The organism is Actinomycetospora termitidis (genome assembly GCF_030286555.1).
GTDB classification, from domain to species: domain Bacteria; phylum Actinomycetota; class Actinomycetes; order Mycobacteriales; family Pseudonocardiaceae; genus Actinomycetospora; species Actinomycetospora termitidis.
On record NZ_JASVWF010000003.1, the window covers coordinates 487,780 to 508,213 of the forward strand.

General features: G+C 74.1%; 18 protein-coding genes. 9 read left to right on the plus strand and 9 right to left on the minus strand.

The annotated features are described in order from the left end of the window. The first annotated feature begins 41 nt into the window (after window positions 1-41). The 5 genes from glpX (at window position 42) to guaB1 (ending at window position 6,840) form a co-directional block, all read left to right on the plus strand. Window positions 42-1,127, plus strand: a complete 1,086-nt coding sequence (glpX, locus tag QRT03_RS15795; RefSeq protein ID WP_286053858.1) for a class II fructose-bisphosphatase — start codon at window positions 42-44, stop codon at window positions 1,125-1,127. Between the two features lie 47 nt (window positions 1,128-1,174). Next, a complete protein-coding gene (locus QRT03_RS15800; protein ID WP_286053859.1) occupies window positions 1,175-2,584 on the plus strand; it encodes a class II fumarate hydratase in 1,410 nt (469 codons plus the stop codon). 2 nt (window positions 2,585-2,586) lie between these two features. Beyond that, window positions 2,587-4,086: an ATP-dependent DNA ligase gene (locus QRT03_RS15805; RefSeq protein WP_286053861.1), complete on the plus strand. Its 1,500-nt coding sequence runs from the start codon at window positions 2,587-2,589 to the stop codon at window positions 4,084-4,086. Window positions 4,087-4,222: 136 nt separating this feature from the next. After that, window positions 4,223-5,389, plus strand: a complete 1,167-nt coding sequence (locus QRT03_RS15810; RefSeq protein ID WP_286053863.1) for a glycosyltransferase — start codon at window positions 4,223-4,225, stop codon at window positions 5,387-5,389. A gap of 11 nt (window positions 5,390-5,400) precedes the next feature. Next, a complete protein-coding gene (guaB1, locus tag QRT03_RS15815) occupies window positions 5,401-6,840 on the plus strand; it encodes a GMP reductase (protein WP_286053864.1) in 1,440 nt (479 codons plus the stop codon). Between the two features lie 139 nt (window positions 6,841-6,979). On the opposite strand, the gene phoH2 is transcribed toward guaB1, so the two are convergent. Then, window positions 6,980-8,287 carry an RNA 5'-3' helicase PhoH2 gene (phoH2, locus tag QRT03_RS15820; RefSeq protein WP_286054383.1) on the minus strand — a complete coding sequence of 436 codons (1,308 nt, stop codon included), beginning with the start codon at window positions 8,285-8,287 and terminating at the stop codon, window positions 6,980-6,982. Between the two features lie 410 nt (window positions 8,288-8,697). Then, the gene (locus tag QRT03_RS15825; RefSeq protein WP_286053865.1) at window positions 8,698-9,984 is read right to left on the minus strand and encodes a DUF885 domain-containing protein; all 1,287 of its coding nucleotides are present in this window, start codon (window positions 9,982-9,984) and stop codon (window positions 8,698-8,700) included. 343 nt (window positions 9,985-10,327) lie between these two features. Between QRT03_RS15825 and QRT03_RS15830 the strand changes: the two genes are divergently transcribed. Then, on the plus strand, window positions 10,328-10,837 hold the full coding sequence (locus QRT03_RS15830) for a hypothetical protein (RefSeq protein WP_286053866.1): 510 nt from the start codon (window positions 10,328-10,330) through the stop codon (window positions 10,835-10,837). A 143-nt stretch (window positions 10,838-10,980) separates the two neighbouring features. On the opposite strand, the gene QRT03_RS15835 is transcribed toward QRT03_RS15830, so the two are convergent. Then, the gene (locus QRT03_RS15835) at window positions 10,981-11,760 is read right to left on the minus strand and encodes an isoprenyl transferase (RefSeq protein WP_286053867.1); all 780 of its coding nucleotides are present in this window, start codon (window positions 11,758-11,760) and stop codon (window positions 10,981-10,983) included. 104 nt (window positions 11,761-11,864) lie between these two features. Between QRT03_RS15835 and trhA the strand changes: the two genes are divergently transcribed. Then, the gene (trhA, locus tag QRT03_RS15840; RefSeq protein WP_286053868.1) at window positions 11,865-12,542 is read left to right on the plus strand and encodes a PAQR family membrane homeostasis protein TrhA; all 678 of its coding nucleotides are present in this window, start codon (window positions 11,865-11,867) and stop codon (window positions 12,540-12,542) included. Here the strand turns inward: trhA and QRT03_RS15845 are convergent. The 4 genes from QRT03_RS15845 to mca form a co-directional block, all read right to left on the minus strand. Then, on the minus strand, window positions 12,533-13,186 hold the full coding sequence (locus QRT03_RS15845; RefSeq protein WP_286054384.1) for a hypothetical protein: 654 nt from the start codon (window positions 13,184-13,186) through the stop codon (window positions 12,533-12,535). The two genes, trhA and QRT03_RS15845, sit on opposite strands and share 10 nt — an antisense overlap. Window positions 13,187-13,288: 102 nt before the next feature. Further along, window positions 13,289-15,298: a thioredoxin domain-containing protein gene (locus tag QRT03_RS15850; RefSeq protein ID WP_286053869.1), complete on the minus strand. Its 2,010-nt coding sequence runs from the start codon at window positions 15,296-15,298 to the stop codon at window positions 13,289-13,291. 44 nt (window positions 15,299-15,342) lie between these two features. Continuing rightward, the gene (locus tag QRT03_RS15855) at window positions 15,343-15,699 is read right to left on the minus strand and encodes a hypothetical protein (RefSeq protein ID WP_286053870.1); all 357 of its coding nucleotides are present in this window, start codon (window positions 15,697-15,699) and stop codon (window positions 15,343-15,345) included. Then, window positions 15,696-16,577 carry a mycothiol conjugate amidase Mca gene (gene mca, locus QRT03_RS15860; protein ID WP_286053871.1) on the minus strand — a complete coding sequence of 294 codons (882 nt, stop codon included), beginning with the start codon at window positions 16,575-16,577 and terminating at the stop codon, window positions 15,696-15,698. Before mca ends, QRT03_RS15855 begins: the two co-directional genes overlap by 4 nt. 372 nt (window positions 16,578-16,949) lie before the next feature. On the opposite strand from mca, the gene greA reads away from it, so the two are divergent. Further along, window positions 16,950-17,444, plus strand: coding sequence for a transcription elongation factor GreA (gene greA, locus QRT03_RS15865; RefSeq protein WP_179796656.1), 495 nt, complete (start codon window positions 16,950-16,952; stop codon window positions 17,442-17,444). Between the two features lie 7 nt (window positions 17,445-17,451). On the opposite strand, the gene QRT03_RS15870 is transcribed toward greA, so the two are convergent. After that, window positions 17,452-18,681 (minus strand): threonine ammonia-lyase, encoded by a 1,230-nt coding sequence (locus QRT03_RS15870; RefSeq protein WP_425604846.1) that lies wholly within the window; start codon window positions 18,679-18,681, stop codon window positions 17,452-17,454. A gap of 284 nt (window positions 18,682-18,965) precedes the next feature. On the opposite strand from QRT03_RS15870, the gene QRT03_RS15875 reads away from it, so the two are divergent. Further along, window positions 18,966-19,208: a hypothetical protein gene (locus tag QRT03_RS15875; RefSeq protein WP_286053873.1), complete on the plus strand. Its 243-nt coding sequence runs from the start codon at window positions 18,966-18,968 to the stop codon at window positions 19,206-19,208. Here the strand turns inward: QRT03_RS15875 and QRT03_RS15880 are convergent, their stop codons facing one another. Next, window positions 19,209-20,363 carry a cystathionine gamma-synthase gene (locus tag QRT03_RS15880; RefSeq protein WP_286053874.1) on the minus strand — a complete coding sequence of 385 codons (1,155 nt, stop codon included), beginning with the start codon at window positions 20,361-20,363 and terminating at the stop codon, window positions 19,209-19,211. It lies immediately after the preceding gene. Window positions 20,364-20,434: the final 71 nt, after the last annotated feature.

Sequence of the window (20,434 nt, forward strand, 5' to 3'; positions counted from 1 at the left end):
GGCGTCCGACGCGGCGCCGCACCGTGCCCTGATCTGGGAGGATGACGGTCCTCTCGTCCACGACCGAAGATGGAGCGCACCCGGTGACCTCTCCCACCCGCCGTCGTCCCGAGGCCCCGGACCGCAACCTGGCCCTGGAACTCGTCCGGGTGACGGAGGCGGCCGCGATGGCGGCCGGACGCTTCGTCGGGCGCGGGGACAAGAACGGCGGCGACGGTGCGGCCGTCGACGCGATGCGCAAGCTGATCGGCTCGGTGACGATGCGCGGCGTCGTCGTCATCGGGGAGGGCGAGAAGGACGAGGCGCCGATGCTGTTCAACGGCGAGGAGGTCGGGAACGGCGAGGGGCCCGAGTGCGACGTCGCGGTCGACCCGGTCGACGGCACGACGCTCATGGCCAAGGGCATGCCGAACGCGCTCGCCGTGCTCGCCGTCGCCGAGCGGGGCGCGATGTTCGACCCGTCGGCGGTGTTCTACATGGAGAAGCTCGCGGTCGGGCCGGAGTACGCCGACGTCGTCGACATCACGCGCTCGGTCAAGGAGAACCTGCGCGCGATCGCGAAGCGCAAGGGCGGCGGCATCCCCGACGTCACGGTCTGCGTGCTCGACCGGCCCCGCCACGACCAACTGGTCCAGGAGATCCGCGACGCCGGGGCCCGGATCCGCTTCATCTCCGACGGTGACGTCGCCGGCGCGATCGCCGCCGCGCGCCACGAGAGCGGGGTGGACATCCTGCTGGGCATCGGCGGCACGCCCGAGGGCATCATCGCCGCCTCGGCGATCACTTGCCTGGGTGGTTCGTTCCAGGGCCGGCTGTGGCCCAAGGACGACGAGGAGCGCGAGAAGGCGCGGGCCGCCGGGCACGACCTGGAGAAGGTCCTGCACACCACGGACCTGGTCACCGGCGAGAACATCTTCTTCTGCGCCACCGGGGTCACCGACGGCGACCTCCTGCGGGGCGTGCACTACCGCGCCGGCGGGGCGACGACGCAGTCGCTGGTGATGCGCTCGAAGTCCGGCACCGTGCGCCTGATCGACGGCTACCACCGGCTGTCGAAGCTGCGCGAGTACTCCAGCTTCGACCTCGGCGGCGACGACGAGGGCCTCGACGAGACGCCCTGGGTGTGACCGACCCCCGGTCGTGCACGCCGGGGCCAGGGGCGAGGATTCGGGGCATGAGCAGCAACGGCGCGCAGGAGTACCGGACCGAGCACGACACGATGGGCGAGGTCCAGGTCCCCGCCCAGGCGCTCTACGCGGCGCAGACCCAGCGCGCGGTGGAGAACTTCCCGATCTCCGGCCGTCCGATCGAGCCCGCGCAGATCCGCGCGCTGGGGCTGGTCAAGGGCGCGTGTGCCCGGGTCAACAAGTCGCTCGGCGTGCTCGACGAGGGCATCGCCGACGCCGTCGCCGCGGCGGCCGACGAGGTCGCCTCCGGGGCGCACGACGGCGAGTTCCCGATCGACGTGTTCCAGACCGGCTCGGGCACCAGCTCGAACATGAACGCCAACGAGGTCATCGCGACGCTGGCCTCGCGCAGCTCCGGTCAGAAGGTCCATCCGAACGACCACGTCAACGCTTCGCAGAGCTCCAACGACGTCTTCCCGACGACGATCCACCTCGCGGCCACCGAGGCCGTCGTCCGGAACACGATCCCCGGGATCGACCACCTCGCCGCGGTGCTGAACCGGAAGGCGCAGGACTGGAAGCACGTGGTGAAGTCGGGCCGCACGCACCTCATGGACGCCGTGCCGATCACCCTCGGCCAGGAGGCCGGCGGCTGGGCGACCCAGTGCAGCCACGGCACCGAGCGGCTCCGCGCCGCCCTCCCCCGGCTCGGCGAGCTGCCGATCGGCGGCACCGCGGTCGGCACCGGGATCAACACCCCGGAGGGCTTCGGCGGCAAGGTCGTCGAGGAGCTCCGCCAGGCCACGGGTATCCCGGAGCTCACCGAGGCCCGCGACCACATCGAGGCCCAGGGCGCCCGCGACGGCCTCGTCGAGATCTCCGGCGCGCTGCGCACCGTCGCCGTCAGCCTCTACAAGATCGCGAACGACGTCCGCTGGATGTCCTCCGGGCCCGCCGCCGGTCTCGCCGAGATCCGCATCCCCGACCTGCAGCCGGGCAGCTCGATCATGCCGGGCAAGGTCAACCCGGTCATCTGCGAGGCCACGATGATGGTCTGCGCCCAGGTCATCGGCAACGACGCGACCGTCGCCTTCTCCGGCACCCAGGGCAACCTCGAGCTCAACGTCATGATGCCGGTGATGGCGCGCAACATCCTGGAGTCGGCGCGCCTGCTCGCGAACGCCGCCCGCCTGCTCGCCGACCGCGTCCTCGAGGGCACCGAGGCCGACGAGGAGGCCTGCCGCCGGTACGCCGAGTCGTCGTCGGCCATCGTCACCCCGCTCAACCGCCTCATCGGCTACGAGGAGGCCGCGAAGATCGCGAAGAAGGCGATGAAGGAGCGCAAGACGATCCGCGAGGTCATCGAGGCCGACGGGTACGTCGCCGACGGCAAGCTCACGCAGGAGCAGCTGGACACGGCGCTCGACGTGCTCGCGATGACGCGGGTGGACAGCTAGTCATGCTGTTCGCCCGGGTCGTCGAGACCTCCGGCGAGGTCGGGGCGACCCGGTCCCGCAAGGCCAAGACCGCGGCGCTCGCCGCGGTCCTGGCCGACGCGGGCCCCGACGAGGTCGCGCCGGTCACGGCGTGGCTGGCGGGGTTCATGCTGCAGGGCCGCACCGGGATCGGGTGGCGCACGCTGTCCGGTGTCGACGTCGAGCCGGCGGCGGAGCCATCGCTGGGGGTCGTCGACGTCGAGGCGTCGCTGGAACGGCTCGCGGAGCTGGCGGGATCCGGCAGCGGGGTGGGTGCCCGGCGATCGGCGGAGCTGTCGTCGTTGCTCGGCGCCGCCACCGCCGACGAGGCCCGGTTCCTCGTCCGACTGCTCGGCGGCGAACTGCGGCAGGGCGCGCTCGAGGGGTTGATGGTCGAGGCCGTCGCCGCCGCGGCGGAGGTTCCCGCCGATGTCGTCCGGCGGGCCTTCATGCTCTCCGGACAGCTCCCGGAGACCGCGCGGACGGCGCTGACCACCGACGACCCGGTGGCGTCGCTGTCGGCGGTCGGGCTCGAGGTCATGCGCCCGGTCCGGCCGATGCTCGCCTCGCCCGGCGACTCGCTCGACGACACGCTCGCAGACCTCGGCACCGAGATCGTCGTCGAGCACAAGCTCGACGGCGCCCGGATCCAGGTGCACAGGCGGTCCGACGAGGTACGCGTCTGGTCGCGCACGCTGCACGAGATCACGGAGGCCGTCCCGGAGATCGTCGCGCTCACCCGCGAGCTGCCGGTCGAGACCGTCGTCCTGGACGGCGAGACGCTCGCGGTGGCCGAGGACGGGCGGCCCCGCGCGTTCCAGGAGTCGATGAAGGGCCTGGGTAGCGGGGCCATGCAGCCCTGGTACTTCGACATCCTGCACCGCGACGGCCGCGACCTGATCGACGAGCCGCTCGAGACCCGTCGTCGGGAACTGGCGGAGGTGGTCGGCGACCGGGTGATCCCGTCGGTCGTGCGGCCCTCGCCCGAGCGCGCCGCAGAGGCGATCGACGAGGCGCTGGCCGCGGGCCAGGAGGGCTCGATGGTCAAGGCGCTCGACTCGACCTACACGGCCGGCCGCCGCAGGAAGTCGTGGCAGAAGATCAAGCCCGCGCACACCTTCGACCTCGTCGTCCTGGCCTGCGAGTGGGGATCCGGACGACGGCGGGGCTGGCTCTCGAACATCCACCTCGGCGCCCGCACCGAGGACGGGTTCGTCATGGTGGGGAAAACGTTCAAGGGGATGACGGACGAGACCCTGCGCTGGCAGACCGAGACGTTCCCGCGGTACGAGACCTCGCGCGACGACTTCACCGTGTATCTCCGCCCGGAGATCGTCGTCGAGATCGAGCTCGACGGGGTGCAGACCTCGACGCGCTACCCCGGCGGCGTGGCCCTGCGCTTCGCGCGGGTGGTCCGCTACCGCGACGACAAGCCGCTCGCCGAGACCGACACCCTCGAGGCACTGCGGGCCCTGCGGCGTTAGCCGGTCCGACCCTCCGGACGCTGCTCGACGACGAGGCGCATCCCGCGATCCGTGCGTGTCGACCTCGGTCGACGAGGAGCGTCCGGTCACGTTCCCGGGACGGGTCCCGACGACGGGGCACCCCATCCCCGTGCGCATGCTCACGACCGTCACCGGGTCCCCCTCCCACGCCCGCGCGGCCCTGCCGTTCGTCCGGGCGCTCGAGGGGACGGAGCACGAGGTGGTCGTCGCCTGCCCGCCCGACCTGGCGCGGGTGTTCGACGGGGCGCCGGCCCGGGTCGAGCCGGTGCTGACCCCGATGTCCGAGGCCGCGGCGCGGTTCGTCCCGCAGATCCAGGCGCTGGGGCCGGAGCCCGACCCGGCCGCCGTCGTGGCCCGGGTGTTCGGCGGGGAGCACCTCGTCGACGAGGTCCGGGCACTGCGGTCGGCCTGCCCGGCCCCCGACCTGGTCCTCCGGGACGGCGGGGAGTTCGCCGGTCTGCTGTACGCCGAGGAGCTCGGCGTGCCGCACCTGCCCGCGCCGTCCGGGGCGGCGCACGTGCTGGACCCGGCGCACCTGGGTCCGCTGCTCGACGAGCGGCGGACCGCGCTGGGCCTGGCGACGCCGGCGTCGGACTCGCTCACGCCGTACGGCCGGCTGGACTGCATGCCGCCGTCGTTCTCGTTCGCGCCGGACTGGCTGCCGGAACCGTTCGCGTTCCGCCAGGACGACGAGGTCGACCGCGGCGGCCGGCTGCCGGAGTGGGTGGCCGCGCTGCCCGCCGGTCGGCCGCTCGTGCTGGCGTCGTTGGGCACCGCGCTGCCGATGATGAAGGACGCGGGCCGCACGCCGCCCGGTGGACCGCCCGCGGACCCGGCGGCCGGGCTGCGCGCCCTGGTCGCGGGGGCGAACGACGTGGACGCGGAGATCGTCGTCGCGACGGGCGGCCTGGAGTGCGAGGTCGCGCCCGCCCCGCACGTGCACCTCGAGCGGTGGGTGCCGCAGCCGCTGCTGCTGCAGGTCACGGACGCGCTGGTGACCCACGGCGGCTACAACACGGTGCGCGAGGCGGTCCGGCACGGCGTGCCGATGGTCGCGTTCCCGCAGTTCGGCGACCAGTTCGCGAGCGCCGGGCGGATCTCCTCGCTCGGGCTCGGGCGGCAGGTCGACGGCGACTCGCTGGCGGAGGGCCTCACGGCGGTCCTCGCCGACGCCGCGGTGCGCGGCCGGGCGCGTGCGGCGCAGCGCGCGATGCTGGCGCTGCCCGCGATCGGCGCGGACTGGCCCGCCGTCGTGGACCGCCGGTGGTCGCACGACGGGTAACCTGTGCGCACGTGCGGTTCCTCGACGGCCACGTTCCGGCCCACGACCTGACCTACGACGACGTCTTCCTCGTCCCCGAGCGCTCCGACGTCGCCTCACGCTTCGACGTCGACCTCGCGGTCGCGGACGGGTCGGGCGCGACGATCCCGGTGGTCGCGGCGAACATGACGGCGGTCTCCGGGCGCCGGATGGCCGAGACGCTGGCGCGCCGGGGCGGCATGGCCGTGATCCCGCAGGACGTGGACGCCGCCGCGGTGGCCGACATCGTTGCCGGGGTGAAGTCCCGGCACGCCGTCTGGGACACCCCCGTCGTCCTGCACCCGGGCGAGGCGGTGGCCGACGCGCTGAACCTCGTCAGCAAGCGCGCGCACGGCGCCGTGGTCGTGGCCGACGACGGCGGGCGCCCGCTCGGCGTGGTGCGCGAGGCCGACTGTGCCGGGGTCGACCGCTTCACCCGGCTCGCCGACGTCCTCGTGCCGGCCGTGACGGTGTCGGTGGGCACCGAGCCGCGCGCCGTGTTCGACGCCCTGTCGGCGCCGGGCGCCGGGGACCTCGCGCTCGCCGTGGACGACGACGGGCGGCTCGCCGGCGTGCTCTCCCGCACGGGCGCGCTGCGGGCCGAGGTGTACGCCCCGGCGCTCGACGCCGACGGCCGCCTGCGCGTGGCCGCCGCCCTGGGCGTGAACGGCGACGTCGCGACGCGCACGAAGGAGCTCGTCGCGGCGGGGGTGGACGTGCTGGTCGTCGACACCGCCCACGGGCACCAGGAGAAGACGATCGCCGCGCTGCGCACCGTGCGCGAGGCCGCGCCGGACGCCGTGGTCGTGGCGGGCAACGTCGTGACCGCGCAGGGGACGATCGACCTGATCGAGGCGGGCGCGGACGTCGTGAAGGTCGGCGTCGGGCCGGGCGCAATGTGCACGACCCGCATGGCCACGGGCGTCGGCCGGCCGCAGTTCTCCGCGGTCGCCGAGTGCGCGGCGGCCGCCCGCGCACGGGGCAGGCACATCTGGGCCGACGGCGGCGTGCGGCACCCGCGCGACGTGGCGCTGGCCCTGGCGGCGGGCGCGTCGGCGGTGATGGTCGGGTCGTGGTTCGCGGGCACCTACGAGTCGCCCGGTGACCTGCAGCGCGACGAGCACGGCGCGCCGTACAAGGAGTCGTTCGGCATGGCGTCGAAGCGGGCCGTCACCGCGCGGACCCGCACCGACTCGGCGTTCGACCGCGCGCGCAAGGGCCTGTTCGAGGAGGGCATCTCCTCCTCGCGGATGCGCCTGGACCCGGCCCGACCCGGCGTCGAGGACCTCCTGGACTCGATCTGCGCAGGCGTGCGCTCGGCGTGCACCTACACCGGCGCCACCACGCTCGAGGAGTTCCACGAGCGGGCGGTGCTCGGCATCCAGTCGGCCTCCGGGTTCGCCGAGGGACGTCCGCTGCCGACGGGCTGGTGAGCAGGCCGCGCTGTTGAGCGAAGGGCACCATCGGTCGGATAGACGGGCCGTGGGTGCCCACCGCCATCCGGCACCCCGCTGAGCGAAGGGCCCCTTCGGTCGAGTAGATCGACCGGAGGGGCCCTTCGCTCGAGCAGGGCTACGCGCCCCCGGCGTCGCCCTCGAGCATCTCGGTGACGAGTGCGGCGATCGGCGAGCGCTCGGAGCGCGTCAGCGTGACGTGGGCGAACAACGGGTGGCCCTTGAGCTTCTCGATGACCGCGGCGATACCGTCGTGGCGGCCCACCCGCAGGTTGTCGCGCTGGGCGACGTCGTGCGTGAGCACGACCCGCGAGTTGGTGCCGAGCCGGGAGAGCACCGTCAGCAGGACGTTGCGCTCCAGGGACTGGGCCTCGTCGACGATGACGAACGCGTCGTGCAGCGACCGCCCGCGGATGTGGGTCAGCGGCAGGACCTCGAGCATCCCGCGCTCGATGACCTCCTCGACCACGTTCGTCGACACCAGGGCCCCGAGGGTGTCGAAGACGGCCTGCGCCCAGGGCGCCATCTTCTCGTTCTCGCCGCCCGGCAGGTAGCCGAGGTCCTGGCCGCCCACCGCGTAGACCGGGCGGAACACGACGATCTTGCGGTGCTGCTGGCGCTCGAGCACCGCCTCGAGGCCGGCGCAGAGGGCCACGGCGGACTTCCCGGTCCCGGCGCGGCCGCCGAGCGAGACGATCCCGACGTCGGGGTCGGTCAGCAGGTCGATCGCGATCCGCTGCTCGGCCGAGCGGCCGTGCAGCCCGAAGACGTCGCGGTCGCCGCGGACCAGGCGCACCTGCTTGTCCGGCGTGACCCGCCCGAGCGCGGACGAGCCGCCGCCGAGCAGGCGCAGGCCGGTGTGGCAGGGCAGCTCGCGGGCGGCCTCGACGTCGGTGACGCCGTCCGAGAACAGGTCGGAGATCTCCTGCGGGTCCGCCGCGATCTCGGCCATGCCGGTCCAACCCGACGTCACGACGTCCTGGGCGTGGTACTCGTCGGCGGGCAGGCCCACCGCCGCCGCCTTGACGCGCAGCGGCATGTCCTTGGTGACGAGGGTGACCCGCGAGCCCTCGGCCGCGAGGTTCGCGGCGCAGGCGAGGATCCGTGCGTCGTTCTCCCCGGTGCGGAAGCCCGCCGGCAGCACCGACGGGTCGGTGTGGTTCAGCTCGATCCGCAGCGACCCGCCCTCCGGCGTGACGACGATCGGCTGGTCCAGACGGCCGTGGGTGATCCGCAGGTCGTCGAGGAGGCGCAGGGCCTCCCGGGCGAACCAGCCGAGCTCCGGGTGGTGGCGCTTGCCCTCGAGCTCGGTGATCACCACGAGCGGCACGACGACCTCGTGCTCGGCGAAGCGGGTCGGGGCCCACGGGTCGCTGAGCAGGACGGACGTGTCCAGGACGTAGGTGATCGGGGTGGCATCACCGATGCCGGGGACCGACGGGGGCTGTGCGACGTGCTCTGCGCTCACGGCTACTCCCTCGTACCGGCCGCGACACCCACGACCGGAGTCCTCGCTGGGACGAGGAGACCTACGTCGTGATCCGGTGCCGTCGGGGCGGGCCCCCGCCGGGGGACCTGCCTCTCCGGCGCCGCGCGCGAGGACCGGGTGCCGGCCCTCCCGCCGTCCCGGCCCGGTCGAGGACGCCGGGTTCCACCGGAGGCGATGCCGACCCGGCACCCGCTCCGGCGGCGCCGCGGCACCGCGATCCGACCCGAACCGTCACGTTCTCCGGCCTCCCCGGACGGGCCGCATCCGCTACGGCACCGTCGAGGCGGACGCTACAGCCGACGACCGGTCGTTGTCGCGCGCCGAGCGTGACAATTTCAGGTCCGACCTCACACGGTGGGTGACATCGGTGTGTCGTCGGCGTGGCGGGGGTACCGCTCGCCGCGCACATCCGTGTGAATACCCTGCTGCAACGCCTCCGGCGTCCACGACTCGTCGAGCAGGCGCGCGAACCGCACCCCGGCCGTGGTCCCGGCTCCCCGAGCGGCCAGCCAGGGCCGGACGAGGCGCGCGCCCTCGACGTAGGTCGTGGTGTGGATGCGCCAGCGGGGATGGCCGAGGAACCCGAGCATCCTGCTCGCCCGGGCGTCGTCGACGAACAACCACCGTCGCAGGTGCGCCCGGGCCTGCTCCTCGCGGTCGACCGCCGACGAGGCGTGCAGCAGCAGGGCGGCGTCCTGGCGCACGGCGTCCAGCGGCCCGGTCGCGACCTCGACCGCCTCCCCCAGCGCGGCCCGGCCGGGCTCCGGCGCGCCGGACACCCCGGCGAGGCGGGCCGCCGCCCACCTCCCCCACCCCGTCCCGACGACGGCGTCCAGGCCGACCTCCGCCGCCCCCTCGGCCACGAGGCTCTGCGGGGTCCGGGCCAGCAGGAGGGTGCGCTCCGGCCGCGGTGTGCCCTCGGTCCGCGCGGTCTCGGTGTGGTGCCCGGGGTAGGCCTCGTGCGCGACCAACAGCGGGAGGTGCGTCCACCGGTGCCCCGCGTCCGCCGCCACCTGCATCACCGACCGGCCCGGCGCGACCCGCCGGGAGAACCCCGCCCACGGCTCCCCGCGCACGATCTCGAGGTCGACCCGCTCCCCCGCCGGCAGCCCGACGGCGGCCGCCGTCGCCTCGCGCAGCCCGCCCAACAGGGCGGTGACCGCGTCGCGCAGGACCGCGGGCGGCACCCGGTCGGAGTCCCGGAACGCCCGCATCGCCTCCGGCAGCCGCCGTCGGGGCACGTCGAGGACGCCCGCGAGCGCCTCGTGGGCGGCGGCGTAGACGTCCGGGTCGCCGGGACGGACGTCCACCCCGAGGCACTCCCGGACCTCCTCGACGACGGGTGGCCCGCCCCCGTCCGCCCGGGCCGCGATCACCGCACAGGCGCGGAGCTGGGCGTCGAGGTAGGCAGCCCGGGCTCCGGGCGCCCCCGCGAGGCCCCGACGCAGCGCGACCGCCTCCCGACCCAGGGACGCCGGATCGGGTGGCGGCTCGGCGTCCACACCCCGCGCGACCGCGGCGTCACCGAGGTGGGCGTCGACGAGCCCCGGCACCACGCGTCCGAGGCGCAGCCCGAGCCGTACGTAGGCCTCCGCGACCCCGTCGAGGGCCTCGCCCGGTTCCGATCCGTCCACCGTCGCGTGACGTTACCCGGGGTGGCCCCGATCGGCCTCGGAACGGACACCACGTCGCTGAATGCGACGGACGGGTGTCGAGGTGGATCACGCAGCGGGACCTGAATGCGCCTGACGGGCGCCGTCGACCGCACCGAATCCCGATCAGCTCACCCGGAGAAAGCACTCAAGTCGCGCACCGAAGTAGGTGCCACTCGATCGGGGATCTGCCGATACCCACGGCCGTGGTGACCCGTTAGGTTTCATGTCATCAGCCGCACCGTCCGTGGGGCTGGAACACACGAAAGCGATCCCCCGATCCCGGATCGGGGAAACGCGACTCTCACGAGGGGAACATCTCCGAATGCTGCTGAAGAAGGCGGGAATGGTCGTCATCGGTGCCGCGGCGGGCGTGGCGGCGCTCTCCGGGACCGCGTTCGCCGGCGACATGCCGGAGAAGGGCGGCCACGACCACAGCTGGGACCGCGACCACGGCCACGGCCACCACCACGGGCACGACCGTGACCGCGACCGTGACCGTGGAGACAACGACGGCAACGCGACCGCCATCGGTGGCGACTGCGCGAACCTCGGCGACCAGCTCATCGGCGTCAACTGCGTGAACGTGCAGGCTCCGATCAGCCAGCTCGGCGTCCTCTCGACCTACAACAACGACGACGACGGCCGCGACGGCCGCGCCGGGTTCGGCCACGGCCGCGACGGTCGTGACGGTGGCGGCGACAACGACGGCAACGCCACCGCCCGCGGCGGCGACCAGATCAACACCGGCGACCAGGGCCTGCTCGGGCTGAACAACGTGAACATCCAGGCCCCGATCAGCCAGCTCGGTGTGCTCAGCACCTACAACAACTGAGTCACCATTCCCGACGGCGGGTGCGGACAAGTGTGGGAGCGGACCCGCACCTGCCGTCGGGAATGAGCGCCTGCGACCGGACGCACCGGCGTATCCGTGCCCATCGGGGGATGGCACGGGTACGCCGGTGCGTTGTCGTGCGTTCAGCCCCCGTACCGGCGGTTGCGTTCCGAGTAGTCCCGCAGTGCGCGCAGGAAATCGATGCGCCGGAACTGCGGCCAGAACGCCTCGGTGAAATAGAACTCCGAATAGACCGACTGCCACATCAGGAATCCCGACAGGCGCTGCTCCCCCGAGGTCCGGATGACCAGGTCCGGGTCGGGCTGGCCCGAGGTGTAGAGGTTCTCCGCGATGTGGTCGACGTCGAGGACCTCGGCGAGCTCCTCGATCGACGTCCCCGCCTCGGCGTGGCGCAGCAGCAGCTTGCGGACCGCGTCCGCGATCTCCTGCCGCCCGCCGTAGCCGACGGCGGCGTTGACCTGCATCCCCGTCCGGCCTTCGGTGGACTCCGCGGCGGCCGCGAGGCGGACCGCCGTCGGGCTCGGCACCAGGTCCGGGGCTCCGACGATCCGCAGCCGCCAGTCCCGGTCGGGTGCAGCGAGCCCCTCGACCGCGGTCGCGATGATCTCCAGCAACGCCTCGAGCTCCTCGGGCGGCCGTCCGACGTTGTCGGTGGAGAGCAGGAAGAGCGTGACGACCTCGACGCCGGCCTCGTCGGCCCAGTCGAGCATGTCGACGATCTTGCGGGCTCCGACCCGGTGCCCGTCGCTCGGGTCGGTGAGGCCGACCTCCCGCGCCCAGCGCCGGTTCCCGTCGAGGATCACACCCACGTGGCGGGGCGGGTGGGCGGCCGCGACCTTACGACGCAGCCGCCGCTCGTAGAGCGAGACGGCCACCTCACGGATGTTGTCCCGGACGCTCACGGGCGGCCAGGTTACGCCGCCCCGATCCCGGCCCGACCCCCTCGTCACCCGGTGGACCGCGAGAGTTCGCCGGGTTCTCAGGTGCCTGCCCTAGGCTCTCCCGCGTGAGCGTCGCCGAGATCGCGCCGCCGCCCGGGACGTCCGACAGGCCGCGTCTGCGGGGCTGGCTGCACCTGTGGTCCTTCGCCGTCGGCATCGCCGCCGGCGCCACCCTGATCGCCCTGGCCGGATCCACCGTGTCCGGCGAGGCCGCCGCCGCGGTCGCGGTCTACTCGGCCACGGTGCTCGGCGTCTTCGGGGTGAGCGCGCTCTACCACCGCCGCTCGTGGGTGTCGCCGCGGGCGCGGACCACGATGAAGCGCCTCGACCACGCGATGATCTTCATCTTCATCGCGGGGACCTACACGCCGTTCGCGGTGCTCGCCCTGCCCGAGGTCACCGGGCTCGTCGTCCTGGCGATCGTCTGGGTCGGCGCCATCGCGGGCGCGGCCCTCAAGCTCGCCCGCCCGCACACCCCACGGTGGGTCGGGGTCCCGATCTACCTCGCGCTCGGCTGGGTCGCGGTGTTCGTGCTGCCCGACCTGCTCCACCGCGGGGGTGTGGCGGCGTTGGTGCTGCTCGTGGTCGGTGGCGCCTTCTACACCGCGGGCGCGCTGTGCTTCGCCTTCCGGCGCCCGGTCGGCTGGCCGCGCACCTTCGGCTACCACGAGTTCTTCCACGCGGCGACGGTCGTCGCCGCGATCTGTCACCACATCGCGATCTGGCTGGTCCTCTACGCCTGATCGTCCGGCGCCCCGGACCCACCGGTCTCGTCGTCGCTCTCCGACGGCGGGTCCAGTCGCGGTCCGCGGGTGCGCAGCTCGTCGACGGTGCTCATCGCCTCGCGGAGCTCGGCCAGCCACGGTTCGGTGTGCTCGCCGACCAGCGCGACCGCCCACGCGAGCGCCTCGGACCGGGACCGCGCGACGCCCGCGTCGACCAGCGTGTCCAGGACCCGCCGCTCAGGCTGGCGCAGCCGGGTCATCACCGGCACCGACAGCGTCGTGAAGAGCTCCTCGACGCCACCCTCGTCGTCCGCGATGCGCGCGCCCCACGCGACCTTGCGCCCGTAGCGGTGCTCGGCCTGCCGGGCGATCTCCATCCGGTCCTCGCGGGTCTCCTCGCGGAAGCGGCTGATGCGACCGACGGCGCCGGCGGCGCGCGCCGCGGCGTCCCCCTCCACCTCGGGCGCGCCCAGCTGACCGACGATCAGGATCTCCTCGCGGTCCACCGTGATCTCCGGGGTCCCGAGGAACCAGCCGTCGGGCAGCCGCCCGGCCAGCCAGGCCTCGAGGTCGTCGGTCCCCGGCAGGTCGTTCGCGGGGCGCCCGCCCCGACCCACACGTCCGCCACCGCCGGGGCGTCCCCGGTGTCCTCGTCCCACCATCATCATCGGCTCCTTCATCGTGCGAGGCACTGATTACAGCATTACGCACGTACAGAGGTCGAGCCGGTTCGCGGTGAGCGGACGGGAGGACGTGACGGTGGGTCAGCCGACGTGCAGGGCGCCGGCGAGCTCGTCGGGGCTCGTGGCGGGGCGGTCGCACACGAAGCCGCGGCACACGTACGCCGCCGCACCCCCGTCGACGAGCGGACGGTCGGCGAGCAGCGGCACCCCGGGGGCGGACGGCTCGCCCGCCACCACGACGGTCCCGCCGGGCGCCTGCCGCCGCGCGACCGCGACCAGGGGCTCCCGCTCCTCGGGGCTCGCCCCCACCACGGCCACCTGCAGCGGACCCGTGAGCGCCGCCTCCGCCGCCGTCGCCCAACCCCCGGCGAACCGGGCGTGCCGCGCGAGCAGCGTGCCGGCGGACGTCAGCGCGGCGTCCGCCGCGTCCCGGTAGCGCGCCGACCGCTCCGGCCCGACCAGCACCGAGGCCGTGAGCAGCGCGGAGGTCAGCACCGACGACCCGCACGGCGTGGCACCGTCGGTGATCTCCCGGGGACGGGTGACCAGGGCCTCGGCGTCGTCCGCGGTGTCCCAGAACAGGCCCGGGTCGGCGTCGGCGAAATGGTCCAGCGCGAGGTCCAGCATCCCGCACGCGTCGGCGAGCCAGCGCGCCTCCCCGGTGGCCTGGTGCAGGGCCAGTAGCGCCTCGGCGAGCGCCGCGTGGTCCTCCAGCACGCCCGGCGCGTCCCCCACGACGCCGTCGCGCGACGTGCGGCGCAACCGACCGTCGACCACGTGCACCTTGAGCAGCATCCCGCCGGCACGACGGGCCGCCGCGAGCAGGTCCGGACGGCCCAGTGCCCCGGCGGCCTCGACGAGCGCGGAGATCGCGAGCCCGTTCCAGGCCACCACGACCTTGTCGTCCCGCGCCGGCTGCGGACGCCGTGCGCGCGCCGCGAGCAGGGCCTTGCGCACCGCCGACCAGCGGGCCGTGTCGTCCGGGTCGGCGGGCATCTGCAGGGTCGAGCGGCCGTGCTCGAAGGTGCCCTCCGCGGTGACCCCGAGTAGATCCGCCGCCCACGGGCCGTCCTGGGCGCCGAGGACGTCGGTGAGCTCGGCGCGCGACCACACGTACGTCGAGCCCTCCTCGCCGGCCGCGTCGGCGTCCAGGGCCGCCGCGAACCCGCCGTCGGGAACCCGCAGGTCCCGGAGCAGGAAGGCGGCCGTCAGCTCGGTGACGTGCCGGGCGAGCCCCCCGGCCAGGCGGGCCTCGTGGGCGTAGCTGCGCAGCAGCAGCGCGTTGTCGTAGAGCATCTTCTCGAAGTGCGGGACGACCCACCCGGCGTCGACCGAGTAGCGCGCGAACCCGCCCGCGAGCTGGTCGAACAGGCCGCCGCGCGCCATCCGCTCGTGCGTGGCGGTGACCATCCGCCAGGCCGCGGCACTGCGCGTGCGCTCGTGGTGGCGCAGCAGGAACTCGCACACCGTGGACGGCGGGAACTTCGGTGCGCCGCCGAACCCGGCCGCCACCACGTCGAACTCGGCCTCCAGCGACGCGACCGCCCCCGCGAGGACCTCCGCGTCGACCTGGGCGGCGGGCAACGACCGCGCCACGCCGGCCAGACGGCCCGCGATCCCGGCCGCCGCGCTGCGCACGGTGTCGCCGTCGGTCTCCCAGGCCTTCACCACCGCCGTGAGCAGCTGGACGAACGACGGCATCCCGCCCCGCGGCTCGGCCGGGTAGTAGGTACCGCAGTGGAACGGCTCGCCGGTCGGGGTCAGGAAGCAGGTCATCGGCCAACCGCCCTGCCCCGTCATCGCCTGCGTGGCCTCCATGTAGACCGCGTCGACGTCGGGCCGCTCCTCCCGGTCGACCTTGATCGCGACGAACCGGTCGTTGACGAACGCGGCGACCTGCGGGTCGGAGAACGACTCGTGCGCCATGACGTGGCACCAGTGGCAGGCCGAGTAGCCCACGGAGAGCAGCACCGGCACGTCGCGCTCCCGCGCCTCGGCGAACGCGGCCGGCTCCCAGGGTCGCCAGTCGATCGGGTTGTCCGCGTGCTGGCGCAGGTAGGGACTGGTCGAGTCGGCGAGCCGGTTGGCCATGCGGCGATGGTCGCACGGCGTCACCGGCCCCTGCGCCGTCGGCGTCAGCCCTCCGGGTCGGTGCGGCGTCCGGGTGACGGCGAGTCGACCTTCTCCGTTCCCGACGGCGGGTCGGGCGGCTCGTCCGGGTCCGGCTCGCTGCGCTCCTTCTCCGGCTCCGGAGTCGATGGTCGAGCTCCGCTCCGCTCCGTCTCCCCCGGCGGGTCGAACGACTCCGGGACGTTGCGCAGCCGCTTCGTCATCGACCGGATCAGCAGCGCCGTCGCGATCCCGAGCAGCAGGATGACGACGAGGGCGATCGGGGAGGTCTTGCCGAACTCCTCGCCGCGGTCCGCCCCCGGCGCCGGCGGCTGCGCCTGGGCGAGGAACACGACCACCGACGCGGGGAGCACCGTGCTCACGACGTCAGCACCCGCTCCCGCACTCCCGCGAACAGGTCGCCGTCCTCGGACGACTCGGTCTGCGCCGGGTCGCCCACCAGCGAGCGCGCGAGCTCGTAGTCCTCGGTCGGCCACACGCGCTGCTGGAGCTCCATCGGCGTCTGGAACCAGCGCCCGTCGGGGTCGATCTGCGTGGCGTGGGCGAGCAACGCCCGGTCCCGCACCGGGAAGTACTCCGCGCACCGCACCCGCGTGGTCACCCGGGTCCCCGGGTCGGGCCGCGAGGAGGTGTCCCAGTTCTCCAGCCACTCCGCGTACGGCGACTCCTGCCCGGACGCGAGCATCGCCTCGTGGAACGCCACGACGCGGGCCCGGGAGAACCCGTGCGAGTAGTACAGCTTCAGGGGCTGCCACGGCTCGCCGGCCTCGGGGAACCGGTCCGGGTCGCCGCACGCCTCCCACGCCGCCATCGAGACCTCGTGGCAGCGGATGTGGTCGGGGTGCGGGTAGCCGCCGTTCTCGTCGTAGGTCACCACGACGTGCGGCCGGAACTCGCGCATCACCCGGACGAGGGCCTCGGTGGGCACCTCCAGGGGCTCGAGCGCGAAGCAGCCGTCGGGCAGCGGCGGCTTGGGGTCGCCCTCGGGGAGCCCCGAGTCGACGAAGCCGAGCCAGCGGTGCTCCACCCCGAGGATCTCGGCCGCGCGGGCCATCTCCGCCCGGCGCACGCCCAACATGTCGGCGACCACCTCGGGCCGGTCCATCGCCGGGTTCAGGATGCTGCCGGCCTCACCCCCGGTGCACGTGACGACCATGACCTCGACGCCCTCGGCGACGTAGCGCGCACACGTCGCGGCACCCTTGCTCGACTCGTCGTCGGGGTGCGCGTGGACCGTCATCAGACGCAGCTGTTCCAAGGGTCCAGCTCCGCTTCGCTCCGTGTCCTGATCTCCCACGTCCTCCATCATCCACCGACCCCCCGACAGCCTGCCGCTCCCCTGGGCCGAACGGCCCCGCGGCGGCGGATCGTCGCAGGTGGGCAGGGCTGTGTGACTTTCTCCGGAGATCCGGGAACCTCTCGGCCGGGAAGTTCGTACCGGTCCTCCCGGGCCCCGACCGTGTTAGTGTCCACCGACACGGCCCGCATGCCGCGGGTCGTGTTTTTCCGTCTGTGGGCGTCCCTCCGCCCGGGCACCCCGCGCCCGGTCGACGCGTCGCACAGGCCGCCGCCCCGTGCCCGCGGGAGCCGGACCTCCGAGGAGTTGATCGCCGTGACCGAGACGCAGACCCAGGTGACGTGGCTGACCCAGGACGCCCACGACCGCCTCAAGGCCGAGCTCGACGACCTGGTGGGCCAGCGTCCGGCGATCGCGCAGAAGATCAACGCCGCCCGCGAGGAGGGCGACCTCAAGGAGAACGGCGGCTACCACGCCGCCCGCGAGGAGCAGGGGGTCATGGAGGCGCGCATCCGCCACCTCCAGGAGCTGCTGCACACCGCGAAGGTCGGAGAGACGCCCACCGAGTCGGGGACCGCCGTCCCGGGCACGGTGCTCACCGTCCGCTTCGAGGGCGACGACGACACGGAGACCTTCCTGCTCGGCTCCCGGGAGGAGGGCTCGGCGGGCTCGATCGAGGTCTACTCCCCGAACTCCCCCCTCGGCTCCGCGCTCATCGGCGCCAAGGCCGGCGACACCGTGAGCTACGACCTGCCCGACGGCGGGTCGATGGAGGTCACGCTGGTCTCGGCGGAGCCCTACTCCCCCTGAGACGGCCTCACACGGCACCCTCCGCGACGATCCAGCCCGCGTCGCGGAGGGCAGCGAGGATCGCCCCGCGGTGGTCGTCCCCGCGCGCCTCGAGCGTGAGGGCCACCTCGACCGTGCCGAGGACCAGCGGTCCCAGGTCCGCGGACGCGTCGATCCGGCGGTGCTCGACGTCGACGACGTTGCCGCCGAGCCGACCGACCAGCGCGAGCAGGTCCGCGAGGTAGCCGGGCCGGTCCGGGATGCGCACCCGCAGTCCCGCGTACCGCCCGGCGGCGACCATGCCGCGGCGCACGATCTCGGTGAGCATCAGCGGGTCGACGTTGCCGCCGGAGACGACGCCGACCACCGGCGGCTCGAACCGGCCCGGGAACTCCGCGATCGCCGCGACGGCGGCCGCCCCGGCCGGTTCGACGAGCAGCTTGCCGCGCTCCAGGCACTGCAGCACCGCGCGGGCCAGGGCCTCCTCGCTGACCGTCACGATCTCGTCGACCTGGGCGGACACCTGCGCGAACGTCAGGTCGCCCGGACGCGGCACCGCGATGCCGTCCGCGATCGTCGCCCCGGTGACCGTCGTGGGCCCACCCGCGGCCAGCGAGGGCGGCCACGCGGCGAGTCCCTCGGCCTGCGCGCCCACGACGTGGATGCCGGTGCCGTGCAGGGCCGCGGCGATCCCGGCCACCAGGCCGCCTCCGCCGGTGCAGACCACCACCGTCCGCGCGTCCGGGACCTGCTCGGCGATCTCGAGCCCGGTCGTGCCCTGGCCGGCGATGACGTCCGGGTGGTCGAAGGGGTGGATGAGGACCGCCCCGGTGCGCTCGGCGAACGCCGACGCCTCGACCAGCGTCGCGTCGAAGGTGTCCACGAGCTCGACGCGGGCCCCGTAGCCGCGGGTGGCCGCGAGCTTGGGCAGCGGCGCACCGGCCGGCATGAACACGGTCGCCTCGGTGCCCAGGAGGCCGGCGGCCAGCGCGACGCCCTGCGCATGGTTGCCCGCGCTGGCGGCGACGACCCCGCGGGCACGCTCGTCGTCGGAGAGCCGCTGGATCCGCCGGTACGCGCCACGGATCTTGAAGCTGCCGGTGCGCTGGAGGTTCTCGCACTTCAGGTGGACCGGGCCGCCGGCCGGGACGGAGAGCACCCGGGACGGCTCGACCGGCGTCCGGCGCACCACACCGTGCTGGTCGGCCCGCGCGGCCTCGACGTCGGCACGGGTGACGAGGGTCGGCACGTGCTGCATCGTGCCCCACTCCCGCCCTTCCTCCGCGCGAGGGGAACCTCCCTCGGGCCCGGGGGGCGTCCCCCGGGGGAGGCCGTTCGCGTCCGAGTTCCCGGCAGGACGGTGACGTCGGCGACCGGTTCGCCGACGCGACGGGCGGGCAACCGATCGCCACGAGAGCCGTCCCGCGATCCGGTCGCCGCGCCGTCGGCGACGCCGACCGGACCCGCCGAACCGACGCCGACCGGTGTGCGGACGTCGTGGGTAGCCTGTGGTGACAGCGTGAGATACAGGGGGAGGGCCCGATGGAGACGCGTCGTCGAGTCGCCCGTCTGGGCCTGGTCGCGCCCCTGGTCGTCGCCGCCGCGCTCACCGGCGCGGCCGTGCTCACCGTCGAGGGCGCGGGCTGTGACGATCCCGGCCGCCTCGTCAGCACCCAGCACGGCCCGGTGTTCGTCGGGGGGTGCAAGGTGCCCGCGCTCGTGACGCCCGGCCACCCCGCGCCCCACGGCAGCACCGACGACGAGGCGGACGCCCGCCGCGGGTAGCTACAGCGTCCCGAGGGCCGCGAGCAGGTCGTCGACGAGGTCGTCGGCCTCCTCGATGCCCACGGAGAGCCGCACCAGGTCCTCCGGGACCTCCAGCGGGGAACCCGCCGTCGAGGCGTGGGTCATGGCTCCCGGGTGCTCGATGAGCGACTCGACCCCGCCGAGCGACTCGGCCAGCGTGAACACCCGCGTCGCCGCGCACAGCGCCCGCGCCGCCGGGTCCCCGCCGGCCAGCCGGATCGACACCATCCCGCCGAAGCGACGCATCTGCTTCGCGGCCACCTCGTGGTTCGCGTGCGTCTCCAGGCCCGGGTAGAGCACCTCGGACACCGCCGGGTGCGCGGACAGGGCCTCGACCACGCGCTCGGCGTTGTCGCAGTGCCGGTCCATCCGCACGGCCAGCGTCTTGATGCCACGCGTAGTGAGGAAGCAGTCGAACGGCGAGGGGACGGCGCCCATGCCGTTCTGCAGGCGCGCCAGGTCGGCCGCGAGCGCCTCGTCGGAGGTCACCACCGCACCGCCGACGACGTCGGAGTGCCCGCCCAGGTACTTCGTCGTGGAGTGCAGGACCACGTGCGCGCCCAGGGCGAGCGGCTGCTGCAGGTAGGGCGAGGCGAAGGTGTTGTCGACGACGAGCCGGACGCCGGCCTCGTCGGCCACCGACGCCAGGGCCGGGATGTCCGCGATCGAGAGCAGCGGGTTGGTGGGCGTCTCGCACCACAGCAGCCGGGTCTCCGGCTGGATCGCGGCCCGCACCGCGTCGACGTCGGAGAGGTCGACGGCGCTGAACCGCACGCCCCAGTCGGCGAGGACGGTGGAGACCAGGCGGAACGTCCCGCCGTAGGCGTCGATCGGGATGATCACGTGGTCGTCGGGGCGCAGGACGGCCCGGAACAGCGTGTCCTCGGCCGCCATGCCCGACGCGAACGCCCGACAGAACCGCCCGCCCTCGAGCGCCGCCAGCTGGGCCTCGAGCGCCGTGCGCGTCGGGTTGCCGGTGCGGGCGTACTCGTAGCCCGAGCGCAGCCCGCCGACCCCGTCCTGGGCGAAGGTCGACGTCGCGTGCACCGGGACGACGACCGAGCCGGTCGTCGGGTCCGGCTCCTGGCCGGCGTGGATGGCGCGGGTGGCGAATCCGTGGTCCTGGCTGCTCACGCCGTCCAGTGTCCTCCGGCGCGTAGGCTCGTCCGTGGGCGCCCCGGACGCAGCGCCCCGTTCCCCCCTCC

What these genes read in the sequence shown, in the direction of transcription:
- glpX (WP_286053858.1), top strand. Translation starts at nt 42, where the DNA reads ATGACGGTCCTCTCGTCCACGACCGAAGATGGAGCGCACCCGGTGACC.
- QRT03_RS15800 (WP_286053859.1), top strand. Translation starts at nt 1,175, where the DNA reads ATGAGCAGCAACGGCGCGCAGGAGTACCGGACCGAGCACGACACGATG.
- QRT03_RS15805 (WP_286053861.1), top strand. Translation starts at nt 2,587, where the DNA reads ATGCTGTTCGCCCGGGTCGTCGAGACCTCCGGCGAGGTCGGGGCGACC.
- QRT03_RS15810 (WP_286053863.1), top strand. Translation starts at nt 4,223, where the DNA reads ATGCTCACGACCGTCACCGGGTCCCCCTCCCACGCCCGCGCGGCCCTG.
- QRT03_RS15830 (WP_286053866.1), top strand. Translation starts at nt 10,328, where the DNA reads ATGCTGCTGAAGAAGGCGGGAATGGTCGTCATCGGTGCCGCGGCGGGC.
- QRT03_RS15845 (WP_286054384.1), bottom strand. Translation starts at nt 13,186, where the DNA reads ATGGTGGGACGAGGACACCGGGGACGCCCCGGCGGTGGCGGACGTGTG.
- QRT03_RS15850 (WP_286053869.1), bottom strand. Translation starts at nt 15,298, where the DNA reads ATGGCCAACCGGCTCGCCGACTCGACCAGTCCCTACCTGCGCCAGCAC.
- mca (WP_286053871.1), bottom strand. Translation starts at nt 16,577, where the DNA reads ATGACGGTCCACGCGCACCCCGACGACGAGTCGAGCAAGGGTGCCGCG.
- QRT03_RS15870 (WP_425604846.1), bottom strand. Translation starts at nt 18,681, where the DNA reads ATGCAGCACGTGCCGACCCTCGTCACCCGTGCCGACGTCGAGGCCGCG.
- QRT03_RS15875 (WP_286053873.1), top strand. Translation starts at nt 18,966, where the DNA reads ATGGAGACGCGTCGTCGAGTCGCCCGTCTGGGCCTGGTCGCGCCCCTG.